The sequence below is a fragment of the Dictyobacter aurantiacus genome, from assembly GCF_003967515.1.
In the GTDB taxonomy this organism is placed as follows: Bacteria; Chloroflexota; Ktedonobacteria; order Ktedonobacterales; family Ktedonobacteraceae; genus Dictyobacter; species Dictyobacter aurantiacus.
Map to the genome: position 1 here is coordinate 5,949,970 of NZ_BIFQ01000001.1, position 16,820 is coordinate 5,966,789.

The 16,820-nt window shown below is 56.8% G+C and carries 15 protein-coding genes; 8 read left to right on the forward strand and 7 right to left on the reverse strand.

Going from position 1 to position 16,820, the window contains the following annotated elements:
* Nucleotides 1-11: 11 nt before the first annotated feature.
* Nucleotides 12-512: an arsinothricin resistance N-acetyltransferase ArsN1 family A gene (locus KTT_RS24020; RefSeq protein WP_218030975.1), complete on the reverse strand. Its 501-nt coding sequence runs from the start codon at nt 510-512 to the stop codon at nt 12-14.
* 566 nt (nt 513-1,078) lie between these two features.
* Between KTT_RS24020 and KTT_RS24025 the strand changes: the two genes are divergently transcribed.
* The gene (locus KTT_RS24025; RefSeq protein ID WP_235845817.1) at nt 1,079-1,993 is read left to right on the forward strand and encodes a peptidoglycan-binding domain-containing protein; all 915 of its coding nucleotides are present in this window, start codon (nt 1,079-1,081) and stop codon (nt 1,991-1,993) included.
* 133 nt (nt 1,994-2,126) lie between these two features.
* Here KTT_RS24025 and pgi read toward each other — a convergent pair whose 3' ends face one another.
* On the reverse strand, nt 2,127-3,758 hold the full coding sequence (pgi, locus tag KTT_RS24030) for a glucose-6-phosphate isomerase (protein WP_126599021.1): 1,632 nt from the start codon (nt 3,756-3,758) through the stop codon (nt 2,127-2,129).
* Nucleotides 3,759-4,382: 624 nt separating this feature from the next.
* Between pgi and KTT_RS24035 the strand changes: the two genes are divergently transcribed.
* Nucleotides 4,383-5,174 carry a COG4280 domain-containing protein gene (locus tag KTT_RS24035; RefSeq protein ID WP_126599023.1) on the forward strand — a complete coding sequence of 264 codons (792 nt, stop codon included), beginning with the start codon at nt 4,383-4,385 and terminating at the stop codon, nt 5,172-5,174.
* Nucleotides 5,175-5,192: 18 nt separating this feature from the next.
* Entirely contained in the window at nt 5,193-5,405 is a 213-nt protein-coding gene (locus KTT_RS24040) for a hypothetical protein (RefSeq protein ID WP_126599025.1), read from the forward strand.
* Here KTT_RS24040 and KTT_RS24045 read toward each other — a convergent pair.
* From KTT_RS24045 to KTT_RS24060, 4 genes are all read right to left on the reverse strand, one after another.
* On the reverse strand, nt 5,402-6,031 hold the full coding sequence (locus KTT_RS24045; protein WP_126599027.1) for a Chromate resistance protein ChrB: 630 nt from the start codon (nt 6,029-6,031) through the stop codon (nt 5,402-5,404). The genes KTT_RS24040 and KTT_RS24045 overlap by 4 nt on opposite strands.
* Before the next feature lie 339 nt (nt 6,032-6,370).
* Entirely contained in the window at nt 6,371-7,132 is a 762-nt protein-coding gene (locus KTT_RS24050) for a DUF2071 domain-containing protein (protein ID WP_126599029.1), read from the reverse strand.
* Between the two features lie 118 nt (nt 7,133-7,250).
* The gene (locus KTT_RS24055) at nt 7,251-7,814 is read right to left on the reverse strand and encodes an HNH endonuclease (RefSeq protein WP_160146091.1); all 564 of its coding nucleotides are present in this window, start codon (nt 7,812-7,814) and stop codon (nt 7,251-7,253) included.
* A gap of 113 nt (nt 7,815-7,927) precedes the next feature.
* Complete coding sequence (locus tag KTT_RS24060) at nt 7,928-8,524, reverse strand: TetR/AcrR family transcriptional regulator (protein ID WP_126599033.1); 597 nt, start codon at nt 8,522-8,524, stop codon at nt 7,928-7,930.
* Nucleotides 8,525-8,726: 202 nt separating this feature from the next.
* Between KTT_RS24060 and KTT_RS24065 the strand changes: the two genes are divergently transcribed.
* From KTT_RS24065 to KTT_RS24075, 3 genes are all read left to right on the forward strand, one after another.
* Complete coding sequence (locus KTT_RS24065) at nt 8,727-9,611, forward strand: NmrA family NAD(P)-binding protein (RefSeq protein WP_126599035.1); 885 nt, start codon at nt 8,727-8,729, stop codon at nt 9,609-9,611.
* A gap of 28 nt (nt 9,612-9,639) precedes the next feature.
* Nucleotides 9,640-10,596: an alpha/beta hydrolase gene (locus KTT_RS36260; protein WP_160146092.1), complete on the forward strand. Its 957-nt coding sequence runs from the start codon at nt 9,640-9,642 to the stop codon at nt 10,594-10,596.
* Between the two features lie 430 nt (nt 10,597-11,026).
* Nucleotides 11,027-13,063 (forward strand): glycoside hydrolase family 43 protein, encoded by a 2,037-nt coding sequence (locus tag KTT_RS24075; protein WP_160146093.1) that lies wholly within the window; start codon nt 11,027-11,029, stop codon nt 13,061-13,063.
* 26 nt (nt 13,064-13,089) lie between these two features.
* Here KTT_RS24075 and KTT_RS24080 read toward each other — a convergent pair whose 3' ends face one another.
* Nucleotides 13,090-14,166 carry a LacI family DNA-binding transcriptional regulator gene (locus KTT_RS24080; RefSeq protein WP_126599041.1) on the reverse strand — a complete coding sequence of 359 codons (1,077 nt, stop codon included), beginning with the start codon at nt 14,164-14,166 and terminating at the stop codon, nt 13,090-13,092.
* Between the two features lie 738 nt (nt 14,167-14,904).
* Between KTT_RS24080 and KTT_RS24085 the strand changes: the two genes are divergently transcribed.
* Nucleotides 14,905-15,867, forward strand: a complete 963-nt coding sequence (locus KTT_RS24085; RefSeq protein WP_126599043.1) for a carbohydrate ABC transporter permease — start codon at nt 14,905-14,907, stop codon at nt 15,865-15,867.
* A gap of 59 nt (nt 15,868-15,926) precedes the next feature.
* On the forward strand, nt 15,927-16,763 hold the full coding sequence (locus KTT_RS24090; protein ID WP_126599045.1) for a carbohydrate ABC transporter permease: 837 nt from the start codon (nt 15,927-15,929) through the stop codon (nt 16,761-16,763).
* The last annotated feature ends 57 nt before the right edge of the window (nt 16,764-16,820 follow it).

Here is a 16,820-nt window from a genome sequence, read left to right on the forward strand (position 1 = left end):
TTCACGCCTGGTCAGGTCAATGAGGGCAGGATCTTCTCCATGATAATGACATCGACCCAGCGATCATCGATCCGTCCCTGTTCATGGTAGACGCCGACGCGCTGAAAACCATGCTTTTCGTATAGCCTTAAGCCTGCTTTATTATGCGGGAAGGCGGCCAGGACCAGTTTATGGTAGCCGAGGGCCGCAGCTTGTATCTCAAGCGCGCTCAGCAACGCGTCGCCGATACCTCGGCCGCGTTGCTGGCGATCGACATAGATGGAGAAGTCCGCCACGTAGTCGTAGGCGGGGCGCGGATTGAAGGAGTTGAGTGAGCCCCAGCCCACGACCGTGCCCTCTGTATCGACGGCAACGATGACGGGGTGGCGCGGACCACGCGCCGCCAACCACTCGGCCCGCTCCTCGGGTGTGCGCAGTTGTGTCTCCAGAGTCGCCGAGCGATCTTCAATCCCCTGATTATAGATCGACGCGATCAACGTCGTATCCTCAAGTATGGCAGCGCGAATTTCCAAGATTATATGGTTTCCCTTCTATGAATGTGTCTTACTCTCGTCACTCTGGGGGCACATGAACGCCCCCGCACGCGCGGCCGCTGCGCAGCCGCGCTGATTTTATCTGTTGGTGCATGGAGGGCGCATTCGCGCCCTCCATGCACCAACAGATGGAAAGATGGTGAGTATGCTCTTTCTCTCCATGCACCAACAGATGGAAAGATGGTGAGTAGCTCTTTCTCTCCATGCACCAACAGATGGAAAGATGGTGAGTAGCTCTTTCTCTCCATGCACCAACAGATGGAAAGATGGTGAGGTATGCTCTTTCTCTTATAGTGGAGTTTGCTCTCATTTATCATAATCAATAATACCCTTCGTGTCTATGCCAGAACCTTGATTTTTAGCCACAAAGTTGATTATGCTTGTTAAGTGCGGATATTCTGTTTTCCCAGGAGTGGGTGTGCCGCCATTCCTGATGCAGCGCGACTCCATTTTTTATGTCCTGCACGTGCCCTGGCGAGGCATACATAATACAAAGGTACACGGATGTACCATTGTCTATTTGTATAGAGAAAGAGAGCAAGGAAATGCGAAAACCTCTATCCCTCTTGTGGCGTGTTTCTCCTCTATTTGTTGCAGCCATCCTGATGGCGCTATTTGGCGTTGTGCAAACGACGCACGCGGCGCGAAGCTGGCCAACCTATCAGTCTGGCGCGAGCGGAGAGAATGTGCGCTCCATTCAATATATGCTTGCACAGCGTGGATATAGCCTGACGGTCGATGGGCAGTTTGGCCCGGCTACGGCCTCTGTCGTAAAGAGCTTCCAGAGCAACAGTGGCTTATCGGTGGATGGCATTGTGGGTTCACAAACCTGGGAAAAGCTGATTGTGACGACCCAGAATGGGAGTAATGGAGATGCCGTCACAGCCCTGCAGCGCCAGTTAAACGCACACGGCGCTAGTCTGACGGTCGATGGCTCTTTTGGTCCGGCAACCGAAGCGGCGGTGAAGAGCTTTCAGAGCAGCAATGGCTTGAGCGCCGATGGCATCGCGGGACTGGACACCTGGAGTCGGCTGGTTGGTGGCAGTGGAAGTGGTGGCAGCGAGGGAGACAAGCTGACGCAGAGCCAGGCCGCGAGCATGTTGAGCAATGCGGGCATCAGCGTCACATCCTCGGGTGGTTGTACTGACCGCTATAACTCATCCTGTACCTCGCTTGACCAGATCCGACGAGGTACCATTGATGGGGTTATCGCGTTCAAGAACGCCAGCGGATGCGCGATCACCATCACGGGCGGCACTGAAACAGGACACGCCAGTGGCACCTACTCCCACTGGAACGGTTACAAAGTGGATGTTGCACATACGACCTGTGTGACGGACTATATCCACACCCACTTCACTTACAAAGGGCTGCGTGGCGATGGAGCACCGATGTATGACGACGCCTCAGGAAACCGTTACGCCGATGAAGGTTCTCACTGGGACATCACCTACTACTAAACCGCCGTTGCCTGGCGCTTAAAAGGGAGGTGTTGTGCAAGGGTGAGGATGTGCGGTTGGCGCGACTGTGCCGATAGTGCACGGTTCGCGCCAACCGCTAGGCGTTGATGTCCCCTGGTGGTTGGATGACGGGCTACTCAGCCTTGCGCAGGTTGCGGTAGCGGCTGATGAGGGTGTTGGTGGAGCTATCGTGTTTGAGATCCGGCTGCTGCTCGCTCTCCAGTTCAGGGATGATGCGGTTGGCCAGTACCTTGCCGAGCTCAACGCCCCACTGGTCGAACGAGTTGATGTTCCAGACGGTGCCCTGGACGAAGACCTTGTGCTCGTAGAGCGCGACCAGCTTGCCCAGCATGCTCGGGGTGAGGCGATCGGCCAGGATGGTGTTGGTGGGGTGGTTGCCCTCGAAGGTGCGGTGTGGAACCTGGAAGTCGGCCACGCCGTCGGCCTTCACTTCCTCTGCGGTCTTGCCAAAGGCCAGCGCCTCGGTCTGGGCGAAGAAGTTGGCCATCAGCAGATCGTGGTGGGGCTTCACCGGATTGGGCGTCTGGCAGAAGCCGATGAAGTCGCAGGGGATCAGCTTGGTGCCCTGGTGGATCAGCTGGTAGAAGGCGTGCTGACCGTTGGTGCCGGGCTGTCCCCAGATGATCGGGCCGGTCTGGTAGTTGACGGTGTTCCCCTCAAGGTCGACGTGCTTGCCGTCGCTCTCCATATCCAGCTGCTGCAGGTAGGCGCTAAAGCGATCAAGGTACTGATCGTAGGGCAGGATAGCCACCGTCTCGGCGCCGAAGAAGTTATTGTACCAGATGCCGATCAGGCCCAGCAGGACCGGCAGATTCTTCTCGAACGGCGTGGTGCGGAAGTGCTCGTCCATGGCATGGAAGCCGGCCAGCATATCATAGAAATTCTCGGGTCCGATGGCGATCATCAGCGAGAGACCGATGGCCGAATCGTAAGAATAGCGGCCGCCGACCCAGTCCCAGAAGCCAAACATATTCTCGGTATCGATGCCGAACTTCGCCACCTCTTTCTCATTGGTCGAAACGGCCACAAAGTGTTTGGCGATGGCTTTCTCATCGCGCAGCTTCGCCAGCGTCCAATCGCGGGCGCTGCGCGCGTTGGTCAGGGTCTCAAGGGTGGTAAAGGTTTTGGAGGACACGATGAACAGCGTCTCCTCGGGATCCAGGTCGTGCACCGCCTCGGCGAAGTCTGTGCCGTCTACGTTAGAGACAAAGCGGCAGGTCAGATTGCGATCGCTATAGTGGCGCAGGGCGTCGTAGGCCATATGCGGGCCCAGGTCTGAGCCGCCGATGCCGATGTTGATGATATTGCGGATTCGCTTGCCGGTGAAGCCCTTCCACTCGCCACTGCGCACGCGGTTCGAGAAGTTAGACATCTTCTCCAGCACCTGGTGCACCTCGGGAACCACATTCTGGCCGTCAACGAGGATCGATGCGTCTTTGGGGGCGCGCAGGGCCACGTGCAGCACGGCGCGCTGCTCCGTAACATTGATCTTCTCACCACTAAACATGGCGTCGATGCGCTGGCGCAGATTCACCTCGTCCGCCAGCTTCAGCAGCAACTGGATCGTCTCGTCGGTGACGCGATTTTTTGAATAATCAAAATAGATGTTCTCCGCCTCGGCCGAAAAGCGCTCGCCGCGCCGGGGATCATCGGCGAAGAGTGAGCGCAGGTGAAGGTCGCGAACCTTTTGAAAATGTGCTTCTAAGGCCCTCCATGAGGGTAGTTGTGTCAATGTGGTTGACATCTATCAATCTCCTCTATAAAACAAAGTTTCTGGTCTCATTGATTGCTTCTGCATACTGCATAAGTGACCCCTGTGAGTATATCACTGTTTAACACGAAGCTGCGCGCGCCAGGGCTACAATCCCATGGGAAACAGGTGGACTGTAGACTCTTGTTGCATTTGAAAGCCTGCTATTTTTAGCATGTGTTACAAATAAAATGTGTTACAATAGGCTCAGCGAGAAAGACGTGGTCTTTTTTCCTCCCGCCTTCGGTGGGGAGGGAGAGGGAGGGAAGGGTGGGGGACACCCCCAGGCCCCCGGCAGGAGGGCCCTGGCGACCCTCCTGCACCTCCCGCCTGAGGGAAGGGGAAAAGGGGATGGAGAAAAATGTGGCTAAGAGCGTGTCTGACTTCCGTCATGTTGGGGGCGCATGAGCGCTCCCGCACGGGCGTCCGCTACGCGGCCGCACTGTTTTTGTATGTTCGTGCATGGGACGCGCATCAGCGCGCCCCATGCACGAACATACAACGGGATGCTGAGCACCGAAGGTGCGAAAACCCATGCAGGCCGCAGGCCATCATCATGAGAGTCAGACACGCTGTAAGATCTCGTGATGTATAGAGTTGAGAAGGAGTTGTAAGCGCATGGAATGGGCGATTGCCGTAGCCGCTTTTCTGGCATCGGCGGTAGAGTTTGTAGAAGCATTTACGATTGTGCTGGTGGTCGGTGTGACGATCAACTGGCGCAGCGCCTTGATCGGGACCCTGGCGGCGGCGGCCAGCCTGGCCGTGATTGTGGCAATCTTTGGGACCGCGCTGGTGAGATACGTCCCGATCGATGTATTGCGCCTGGTGGTTGGTATTATTCTGGTCTTATTTGGGTTGAAGTGGTTGAAGAAGGCTATCCTCCGCTATAGTGGTCTGAAGGCCCTGCACGACGAAGAGGCCATCTTTGAAGAGAACATGGCCGAACTGCGCGCGCGCGGCGAGGTCACCACGAAGCTGCAGCCTTACGCGGTCCTGCTGGCCTTCAAATCGGTTCTGCTGGAGGGGCTGGAGGTCGCGTTCATCGTGATCACCTTTGGCAGTAACGCTGCCTCGCGGACCTGCGTCACCCAATGTGGGCTGGGAGGCATCGGCTCGGCCACCATCGGCGCTATCGTCGCGGGTCTGCTGGTCATCCTCGTAGGAGCGCTGGCACGTGCACCGCTCAAGCAGGTTCCTGAGAACACCCTCAAGTTCATCGTCGGCATCATGCTCACCACCTTTGGCACCTTCTGGGCCGTCGAAGGTTTCCATGTTGAGTGGCCGTTCTCCGACGCCTTCATCCTGATCCTGGCCGCCATCTACCTGCTGGCGTCGTTCGCCCTGATCAACTGGCTCAAGGGTCAGAAGCGAGCCATCAGCGCCCAGGCCGGCGCGCAGAAAGTAGCATAGAGGGAAAGAGGTAGAGAGATGAACATCATCAAAGCCATCTATAATTTTATCGTCGGCGACATGGTTATTCTCATCGGCATCATCGTCACCGTGCTGATCCTGGTGCTGCTCAACACTGTCAGTGGATTGAGCGCGTTGCGGGGTGCCAGCGGCATCATCATGATCCTGGGGACGCTGACCGTATTGACGCTGACCCTCACGCGTGAGGTACGCGGACACCGCGCGCGCTAGAACGGCCGCGCGTGTCCGCCACGGCGCTCCGAGCGTCGTGGATGGAGGCGCTTACGCGCATCCTCGGCGGATGGGTCCTGCGACTCATCCTCCTCCTGCTGGAGGAAGACCTTCTCCTCAAACTCCTCCAGCAGTTTCTCGCAGCGCTCGATGCTGCGCAGCGCGTCATCGCGGCGGGCCGCCCCGAACAGATCGCGCTCCACCACCCGGTCGTACCAGCGGCGAATCTTATCCAGATCCTGGCGAATCTCCTCGGCCTCCGCGTACGTAAAGTTCTGGCGATAGGTCTCGAACTCGATCTCTTTACTGAAATTAACCTCGCAATCCTCAATGATCTCATCATATTGCAAGTTGCTCTGCGTAATAAAGCCATTGACGATCTTGGAATCCTCCGCCTCCGGCAGCTCATGCAGGGGGAGCAGATGGTAGGTTCCGCCGAGCTCGGTGATGCGCTCGGTGATCTTCTGCAGGGCCGCCACCAGGGTATCGGTGGCCGGAAGGATGCAGACACTCTGCTGCAAATAGAGGGCCCCGATCTTCTTCAGTTCGCGCCAGACGCTTACCCGTGCCGCCGAAGGCTGGCTCGGCACCTGGTAGATCAAGAGCATATATTGATGCTGGTCCATGTTAGCACTCATTTTTCTTTATAGGATGCCGCATATAGGTCGACTCGCTCCCATACAACCTCCACTATCTCGACCGATCTCATTGTATCATAGCCGGACCTGTAATTTATGAATCTCAGCTATCGCGTCATGTTCGCCAATGGAGCCTGGACGAGAGAGCAGGTGGATGCGTATGTGAACAACGCGCAGTCATAAGCGTCAATGTGTAAAGGCGTGGTTTGTGAGGCCGCCAGGGGCAATACATTCAACAGGTATCGTTGGTGGAAGGTGCGCGCCCGGGCACGGGGCCGCTGCGCCCGCAAGGGGCGCACCTACGGCGGTCCTTGCGGGCGTTTGCCCCTATATCATGGCGGAGACGTTTTGAAGCGGGTGTTTTTCCTCTGTTGAGAAAGGTTTTCCTACATGCCACTCATGGGGGATGGCCCGCATCAGGAGGGCGCAATCGAGCTCGGCTGTACCTGCTGGGAAGCGTGCCGGATCGTCAAAGAAACTGGATTGGGCTTCTATGATCTGCAGAGGCTCAACCTTCCAATACTTACAGTGTAATGCCAGGTTATCGAGGGTTCCCGGCTTATTGGTGACCGAATAGCCGTGCTGACCGTGCTCAAAAAACGCAGAAGCCTCCTCCAGGGAGACAAAAAGAGAGTTGTCAGGCAAGCGTGACGCGCTCTGTGCCTGAACCGCCACCCTGGTCTCTCCATCGTCGCTCAGCATACGAACGGAGAAATTTTCATCATCTTCCTCCACTTGAAATGTGGCATGATAGTGGATACCAGGGAACAGTCTGCCGCCAACCAGAGTGACGACCTGAGATGCCGTATCTCTTCTGGGGATATAGACGCCTTCCCGATAATTCCCATCTTCTTCCCACTCGACGGCGATGCGGTGTGCTGCATTCTCCGATGTTAAACCAATCTGGGATGGCAGTCCACGTGGGCGGAGCTGCTTAAGGCGGATGAGACAGATACCCGCTATCCCCATGCCATGGAGAAGTTTGGGTCGAAACGGCGAAGGCAACAGCTTCTGGAGATACGCTGGATCGACGCGATAATTGATAAGGAGGCGTCGATCAATGGTCCCTTCAAGAGTTGGTATTTGCATGTGATCCCTCACTCTCACCTGTAGAAACGCGATAAAGGTTTTTTCTTTTTCTGTATCATATTATAGCGGCTATAGAGACAAGAAAGCCAATCGATAGAAATGAGGCTGATGAGGCATGTCAAGGCATTGGGCGTTGATCTACCTCATGCTGCCAGGTGGGATTGGACTTGATCGCGGTCGCACTCTGATGGGCGTAACGCTTTGCGTCTGTACGTACATGTATGTTGTATGATTCCCAGTCGTCGAGGTGGCCGATGAGCAGGTGGTGGGTGCGGCCCCTGATCTCGCAAAGGGTGATCAGGTTACGTGGATCAAGCTCGAGCTCGGGATAGAGATGGAACGGTTTAATGTGGTGCACCTGCAATCCTTGCCCCCGGTGACCACAGACCACGCAGGCAGGCTCGCGGCTAAGATGCTCCTGAGCGACTCTGGGCCATTCAGGACTGCGGGCCATGCCATACTTATTAGCGACCCTGGCGCCAGCGTCCTTTTGCCAGGACGGGATATGTCCATTTCCCTTTGGGATGCTTTTCTTTTTCTTGTCGGCGGGTGGATGTTTGCGCCTGGGGGCGTAGCCGCGCCGTGAGCGATGTCTCTGGGTGCGCCGAGGGCGTGTTCTAAGCTGTCTGAGAGTAAGTATTAAAACGAGCAGCACAACGGCTACGAACGCCGCTGCAACCATTGGATCACCTATATAAATGTGTATAAGTGGGTTATTTAAATGGAAATTCATACTTCTTTTTCTCCGCTATGGGCAAAAATAATGAAAGCAGGCATATTGCAGGAGAGCATTGGTCAAGTCACAGTGACAGCAGGTGACAGGCCAGCAATCACAACAACCAGAACATACTGAGCCATCGCGTCTTTCGTGATGGTCCGGTCTCCCCGGCTCCACTGTATTGCGGGACCGAAGATGGCCCAGCTGATGACCTGCGCCGTAGTTTCTACTTTTTCCTGACAGATGGGAACCGAAGATGGGACCCGGTTCAGCCAGTTTAAGAGAACCTCCTGGAGTTCTTGCTGCAAAGCGATCTCAAAGAACGGCACAAACTGCCTATCGGCTGGCTTGAGGTGGTACTGCCAGAGGGCAAGAAAATCGAACACGGCGAGAATAAGCAGGCGCAAGGTGTTTATCTGCAAGGTGGATGTGGCGGGAAGCTGGCTCTTCAACGCATGGTGAAACTTCTCGCGCATCCAGATCTCTAAGAGGGCATACTTGTCTTCAAAGTGCGCATAAAAAGTGGCCCGATTGACCGTTGCGCGTTCTGTGATGTCCTGCACTGAAATAGAGTGAATATTTTGCCGTTCTTCAAGCAATGAGATGAATGCTTGCAGCAACAACTGACGGGTCCGCTTAACCCGTGGATCGTTCTTATTAGCCAGTATGGTCATGTTCCCTCCTTACCCCGGGTAATATCCTCCTCACATCTCCCGCTGAAAACCAACAGTTGCCTTCTTGTGTTGTCTAAACAACAATCCAGTCTGTTTGCTGATTGTTTCCAGTTCAGAGCCCATGTACTATTCCTGCTGTGTAGTATACACGAAAGTGTTGCATAGGCAACAGTGTTGCCATTTTTTCCTGGAGGTAGTTTTCATGATCGTCATTACAACACCAACTGGCCTGATCGGCCATCAAGTTCTTAACAACCTGCTCGATAGCGACGAGCCGATCCGCGTGATCATGCGCGATCCCTCTCGCCTGTCCCCACGCGCACGCGAGCGTGTCGAAGTCGTGCAGGGATCGCATGGGGACCTCGATGTGGTCACCAGAGCGTTCGCGGGCGCGGACAGCGTGTTCTGGCTTGTACCCCCGGACCCCCGTGCCGAGAGCGTCGAGGACGCGTATGTGGGTTTCAGCCGACCGGCGTGCGAGGCCTTTAAGACTCAGGGGGTCAAGCGCGTGGTTGGCGTCTCGGCCTTTGGTCGCGGGGCTGCAGTGTCCAGCAATGCTGGCAATGTCACGGCATCGCTGGCGATGGACGACCTGATCGCCAGCACGGGGGTCAGCTATCGTGCTCTGGCCCTGGCTCCTTTCATGGATAACCTGCTGCGTCAGGTCGGGTCGATCAAGAACCAGGGCGTGTTCTTCGACATCATATCCGGTGATCTCAGGCAGCCAACCTGCTCTACGCGCGACATCGCCACCGTTGCCACCAGGTTGCTGCTCGATCACACCTGGAGCGGAGTCGGAAGTTGCCCGGTGCTCGGTCCCGAGGACCTCTCCTACAACGACATGGCGCAGATCATGTCTGAGGTATTGGGCAGGCCTGTACGCTACCAGCAGATCCCTGCTGAGTCCTTGAAAGCCACGCTGACCAATTATGGGAGGTCCGAGGCTATGGCGCAGGCCCTGGTCGATATGATGGCGGCCTATGATCAGGGGCTCGCCACCGCTGAGCCGCGCACCCCCGAGTCCAGCACGCCCACCAGCTTCCGCCAGTGGTGTGAAGAGGTACTCAAACCAGCGGCGCTGGCATGAGTATCCCCGAAGACGAAAGGATTATCAGATGACTGAAGTACCGACAAATGAAGCGCCTCGCCTCTCTGATGATCAGATCATGGGCGTATTGCAGCAAATCGCCGATAGGTTCAGCCAGCCGCAGCGGTCGCCGGTCTTGCACACACCCGCGGAGCAGAACCTCGACTACGAGGATGTCACCTTTCCGTCCCTTGATGGAGTTCCATTGGAGGGATGGTTCATCCCGGCAGCCGGGTCCAACAAGCTCATAATCGCTAATCACCCGATGGGGTTCAGCCGATCCGGGATACCCACGCAGTTCGAGCCGTGGCACTCAGGGTGGGTGTCCAGCGGGAACGGCTTCGAGGTCAACTTCATCCCGGACTACAAGATCCTCCATGACGCCGGGTACAATGTCCTGACCTATGACCTGCGCAACCATGGTCTCAGTGGCGCGGCCAATGGCGGTATCGTGTCCAGCGGCATTTTTGAGGCGCGTGATGTTGTAGGCTCGTTGCAGTACGTGCGCAACCGTGACGAGACGCGGGACATGACAATTGGCCTCTTCAGCCGCTGCCTGGGCTGCAACTCCACCTTCTTTGCGATGACGCGGTTCCCTGAGGTGTTCAACGAGGTGCGCTGCCTGGTCGCACCTCAGCCCGTGACCACACAGACCATCCTCGCGCATCGCCTGGCTCGGGCGGGAGTTCCCGCCAATCGCATCGAGGATCTGGAACAGCGCATCGTGTTAGGCACAGGCATCAGGTTCGCACAAACAGACCCGAAGGAGTGGGCGAAGCATGTCCGCATCCCTACGTTCCTCTATCAGGTCCACGACGACGTGCTGACGCAGCCGAGCGATGTACAGACCATGTTCGACAACATTCCCATCGCCGAGAAGCAGCTACAGTGGATCTATGGCACCACGGCCCGCTTCGACGGCTACCTCGAGTTCCAGCGCCGCCCACAACCGATGTTAGAGTGGTTCGAGAAGTACATGGCCTGATCAAGCCTCTTCTGCGGCCCGCTTCCTTCAGATAAGTGTGCACCAGGTGTGCCCTGCGTAGTCTGGCGATCCCCGAAACAGCGTGCGCGCACGCTGTTTCGGGGATCGCCAGACTGTATGTGCAGGTGAATGCGTTGCGTGAAATGTTTTTGCTGAATAGATTGACCGTACCACAAATTAGATGGTATACTTAATGAGATACAACGTTGTAAATTGTATGCCTCCCCTCTATACTTAGAAAACCGGATGCAGGATGGGCGGGGCAATGCTGGTAGCGCGTGCAAATAGTTTTTTTCTTCTGACTCTGGTGACATGATGTCAGGTCAACAGTAACACCATGCGTAACATCAAGGAGGAACGGTCAATGAAGAGATTCGCGCGTATATCTATGTTTATTTTTCTTATAGCCTTAGTGGCAGGAACTGTACTGATGGGAGTGGGGCGGGTGCAGCGGGCGCAGGCGGCAGGGACGAGTCTGACGAATCCGCTGTTGACGGGGCCAGTTGATCCATATGTGATCTATGTGAACGGCTACTATTACTATACGGGGACGACGGCGGTCAACATTCAGATCTGGCGTTCGGCGACGATCGCGGGTCTGGCCTCGGCGACGCCGGTGACGGTATGGACGCCTACGTCGGGGGCGCCTAACTGTTGTGATGTGTGGGCACCTGAGCTGCACTACATCAACAACACCTGGTATATCTACTATGCGGCTGATGGAGGTTCGGATAGCAGTCATCGCATGTTTGTGCTGCAAGCCAACAGCAATGATCCGCTGGGGAGCTATAGCGAGGCCAATACCGGGAACCCGCACGGGCAGCTGTCCGAGTCGAGTGGTCTCTGGGCGATCGATCCCGACGTGTTCCAGGATGCTAGCGGGAAGCTCTACGCGGTCTGGTCGGGCTGGCCCACGGCGAGTGGAGGGGTGCAGAATATCTACATCGCTTCCATGAGCGATCCGCTGCACATCAGCAGTAATCGCGTGCAGATCTCCGCTCCCACGCAATCCTGGGAGACGCATGGCTTTGGCGTCAACGAGGGTCCGGTCGGCTTCACCCACGGTGGCAAGACCTTCATTACCTATTCGGCCAGCTTCTGCGGCACCCCCAACTATGCCGTTGGCTTGTTGACGGATAACAGCACCGATGGCAACAGCTATCTCAGCGCGGGCAACTGGAGCAAGACCGGTCCCATCCTGGAGCAGCACGACAGCATCAAGGGTCCCGCCTCGTTTGTGCCGGTGCAATCGGAAGACGGAACGGAGACCTGGTTCCTATATCACACCACGCCAGGAGCATGCGACGGCACACGCACGGTCCAGGCTCAGAAGATGTCCTGGGACTCTGATGGCTCGCCGCTGCTCGGCTATCCGGTTGACGCCAATGTGCCGCTGACGCCACCCTCGGGCGAGAACGGTGTGTTTGGCTGGGGTCCATCGGCCTCGGGTGACGCGGTGGTGGGCTCATGGTCGAACAACAGCGTGACGAGCGCGGACAGCACCTCGCTGGGGACAGGCTGGCACCAGATCTTCCGTGGCGATCCAATGCTGTTCGACTACACGGTGCAGGTGGACGCGCAGGGCGTAGCCACTGGCAGTTCCGCGTATCCCAAATATGGGATGTACGCCGCCTACCAGGATAGCAATAACTACGTACAGGGCTGGCTCGATACGAAATACAACGTATTCGCCACCTACGCTATGGTTGGTGGGGTCGCCCAGAGCTGGCAGAACGCCAACCTGCCCGCCGGCTTTGATCCCACGCAATACCACACCATCAAGGTCAGCAAGGCCGACAACACCTTCACCTTCTACCTGGATGGCGTCCAGATGCAGCAGCGCAGCTTCAACATTCGGCGCGGGCAGGTCGGCCTGGTCACTGAAGACCGGACAGCCAACTACCGCAATTTCCTGGTGACCGACAACAGCCAGGGATGGCGTGACGCTTTCGGTGATAGCGCGGAGGGGGATACGACCGACGGGCTCAAGACCGGCAACTGGTCGATCCAGGGTCCTGGCGCGGCCAACGGCAGCAGTCTGGGCGCCGGCTGGCAGCAGATCTTCCGTGGCAATCCCAACTACGAGAACTACACCGTGCAAGCGGACGCGCAATGGGTGCAGACCGGTACCACCTCGTCCTATCCCAAGTACGGCATCTACGCCGCCTATGTAGATCACAACAACTATGTGGTCGCCTTCCTCGATCGCCAGTATGGGGTCTACGCCACCTATGCCGTCGTAGGCGGCAGCGCTCAGGGCTGGCAGAACGCCAACCTGCCCTCGGGGTTTGATCCGACGCAGTTCCATACCATCAAGGTCAGCAAAGCCGGCAACACCTTTACCTTCTACCTGGACGGTGCGCAGATGCAGCAGCGCTCCTTCTCGCTGCTCGATGGTCAGCCGGGCCTCGTCACCGAGGATACGGCCGCTAATTACCGCAACTTCTCGGTTACGGGGGTCAATTGAGGTGAGGTGATCGTGCGCCGAGAGGTTTAATCGGACGCGAGGTCCGAACATATGGGCGCAGTGGACTGGCGGATGATGAGCCGGGGAGGGATTTCTGTGAGGATGGGTGGGCGGTCGCGCTGGGCCAGGCGTTCAATAGTTAGCCGGGCCGCTTCTTCGCCGATCAGGCGCGCGTTGTAGTCGACGGTGGTCAGGGCAGGGATGGTATAGGAGGCCTGGGGGATATTGTCGAAGCTGATCACGCTCATCTGCTGGGGAACGCGAATATGGCTATGGGCGAGGGCGGCCAGCACCCCCATGGCGAGCAGGTCATTGACGACGACCAGTGCCGTAGGGCGCTGGTCGTCTGTTTCTGGCAGGGATTGCAGCAGGGATTGGGTGGCCCGATAGCCATCGTCGATGGTAGGGCCGCAGCGATAGATCCACTCCTCATGTATCGGCAGGCCGAGCTGCTGCTGGATGCGCAGGCAGGCGTCAAGGCGGTCTCGCAGCAGTTCGTGGTTGGCGACGCCATAGATGTAGCCGATGCGCTGATGGCCCAGTTCGGCCAGGTGGCGCAACACCAGCTGCTCACCCAGATCGGCCTGGGGGACCACGCTATCGATGTCGGCATCGAACATGGTATCGCTGCGGAAGCTCAGGTTGGTGATCAGGTTGCCGCGCTCGTGCAGGGAACGCACATCGCCGAGCAGCGCGCGTCCGGTACCTGACAGCAGGATCAAAGCATCGCTGCGCTTCTGCTGCAGCCAGGTAAAGCAGAGGCGTTCACGCTCCTCGCTGAAGTTGGTGATAAAGACCGATGTGCTATAGCCCTGGCTCTGCGCATAGGTATCGATGCCACTCACGATCTGCATATAGTGGGGATTATGGGCATCGGGAATGGCCACGCCAAGTGTTTGAGATGCCTGGGTACGCAGGTTGCGTGCCGCCTCCAGTGGCTGGTAATTCAACTGAACGACGGCATTGTGGATGCGGCTGCGCGTCTCGGGCGAAATGTTGGCGGAACTCACGTTGTTCAGTACCAGCGAAACCGTGGTGCGAGAAACCCCGGCCAACTGCGCCACATCCTTGATTGTCGGTCTTTTCGCGTGTATTTTTTCCATTGACTATCGGCACCCTGCTTCTTTGTTTATGGTAAGGATTCTTCAGTAAACCGAATCAATAAATCGATTTACCTCTACTAGAGTATAACGAAAGGATTGATTCTTTGTCAATATGAAGGGCGCATTTCCCCAACGATGATTGGGAACGGTTCCATGTTGGGGAAATGAGTGCCTGGGCACAGGCCGCTGCGCGGCAAGCCGGGGCAAGCCCGGCACCTACGGGGGATCGTGTGCGCTCGGGTACGAGCCGCTGTGCGGCAAGCCGGGGCAAGCCCGGCACCTACGGGGGATCGTGTGCGCTCGGGTACGAGCCGCTGCGCGGCAAGCCGGGGCAAGCCCGGCACCTACGGGGGGGGATTTTGGGAGAGTCCGTTGTGTGTTGGTGCGTGGGGCGCGCATGCGCACCCATGCACCAACACACAAAATTTGCGGCCGCGCAGCGGACGCGCGTGTGGAGGCGTGCACGCGTCCCCATGATGAGGAGGGATGGTGGTGGATGAAAAGGAAAATAAATGAAATTATTCGAAAGCTATTGACATATGGATGGGTTGTTGCTTATACTTCGTGTAGGTAAACTGATTTACTAAATCGAATTATCGATTGTTCTATGCACGTTGCGAACTTCTGTGGGTGGGAATGGCTCATCCATTCATGCATATAAAATAAACACAATGGTGTCTGGCGCAGTGATGCTCCGGGCATGGCGCTTATTTGGTTCTCTGTTGAAGGAGCATTTGCATGCAGACTATTTCTCGTCCTGAAAGGGTTGATGTGCATGAAGGTGGTCCGGCACGCAATGGCAGGTGGGTTGGGCGGCTGGTTCGTGTTGGCAGACTGTGGAAGTTTTATGTGCCGCTGCTGCCTCTCTTCGCGGTGCTGGGTCTCTTCAGCTACTATCCGGCGCTAAGCGGTCTCTATCACGCTTTTTTTGATTGGCGACCGGGGTTCGACTCGCCATTTGTGGGGATGAAGAACTTCGCGGCACTGTTGTCGGATGGCGTATTTGTGCATTCGTTTACCAATATCATTCAATTTTTTATTTTCGGCGTCACGCTGGCCTGGGTGGTGCCGTTGTTCGCGGCCGAGTTGGTGCTGGCGCATTCAAGCAAGCGCTGGCAGTTCATCTTTCGCACCCTGCTGATCATCCCGATTGCGTTCCCGATGGTAGTGGTCTTCTACCTGTGGGGATTTATGTATGAGCCCAACATCGGCATGATCAACACCATGCTGCACGGGCTGGGATGGAGCTCACTGGAGCGCAACTGGCTGGGAGATCCCAACATCGCCCTCTACTCGTTAATGTTTCTGGGATTTCCCTGGATCGCCAGCACGCCGTTTCTGCTCTTTCTGGCTGGTCTGCAGAGCATTCCGGGCGAGGTATTTGATGCCGCCTCCATCGACGGTGCATCCTGGCTGACGCGCATCATACGGATCGATATCCCGCTGATTTCAGGCCAATTCCGGCTGCTATTTGTACTGGCCATCATCAACTATGTGCAGTTCGCCATCCCCATGGCCCTGCTGACAAACGGGGGGCCGGCCTACTCTACCATGACGCCGGCGCTCTATATGGTCAACCAGGCCTTCTACGATGGCAACTGGGGCTATGCCGCCGCCCTATCCTCGGTACTCTTTATCATCACCGCACTCTTTAGCGTTGTATCGCTGCGCACAAGGAAGCAGGCCGTCACGGCAGCCTGAGGCAGCGAGCACTGGTATGTAAGATCAAGATCGACGAGAGAATGAAAGGATGGCCGAGCATGGCAACACGCCAGGAACGTCGTGACCTTCTGATTGGCAGTATCTTGATGATACTGGTCATACTGACCCTGTTCCCCTTTGTCTTTATGGTCATAACATCGCTCAAGGACAACAATCAGTTTCATACATCGTATTGGAGTCCCTCGCTGCCGTTCCACTGGGAGAACTACACGGTGGCCTGGAACCAGATCAGCGTTTACATCATGAACTCGCTGGTTATTGCTGTTAGCTCCATGGTTGGAGTACTGGTACTCAGCTCGATCGCGGCTTTTGTGTTTGCCCGCTACCGTTTTCCGGGTCGCAACTTTCTCTTCACGATGATCGCCGTTCTGCTAATGGTACCATCGATCTCCAGCCTGGTACCACTCTTTATCCTGGTGCGCGACATGGGGCTGATCAATACGCGCCTGGCCCTGATTCTGCCCTATATCGCCAGCGGATCTATTTTTGCCACCTTCTTAATGCGTACCTTCTTTCAGCAGGTGCCCAATGAACTATTTGAAGCCGCCCACATCGACGGGGCGGCGGGATGGCAGGCCTACTTCTACGTCATGCTGCCGCTCTCGGGGCCGATCATCGGCACCATTATTCTGCTCACCCTGACCACGGTCTGGAACGACTATTTCTGGCCGCTCCTCACGCTCAACGACGACAGCCTGCGAACGGTCACCACTGGACTGGCCTTTCTGCAGGGGCAGAACGTCACCCTGTGGGGACCTCTCTTCGCCGGCTATGTGCTGGCCAGTCTGCCGCTGGTCGTTGTCTACTTTATGGCTTCGCGCTACTTTATCGCCGGTGTTGGTGGTGTCGTTGGAGGTGGGGACATGTTGAAATAGGTGTGATCGGCCGGGGACGGGGCCGCTACGCGGCAAAGCGGGGGCAAGCCCGGCACC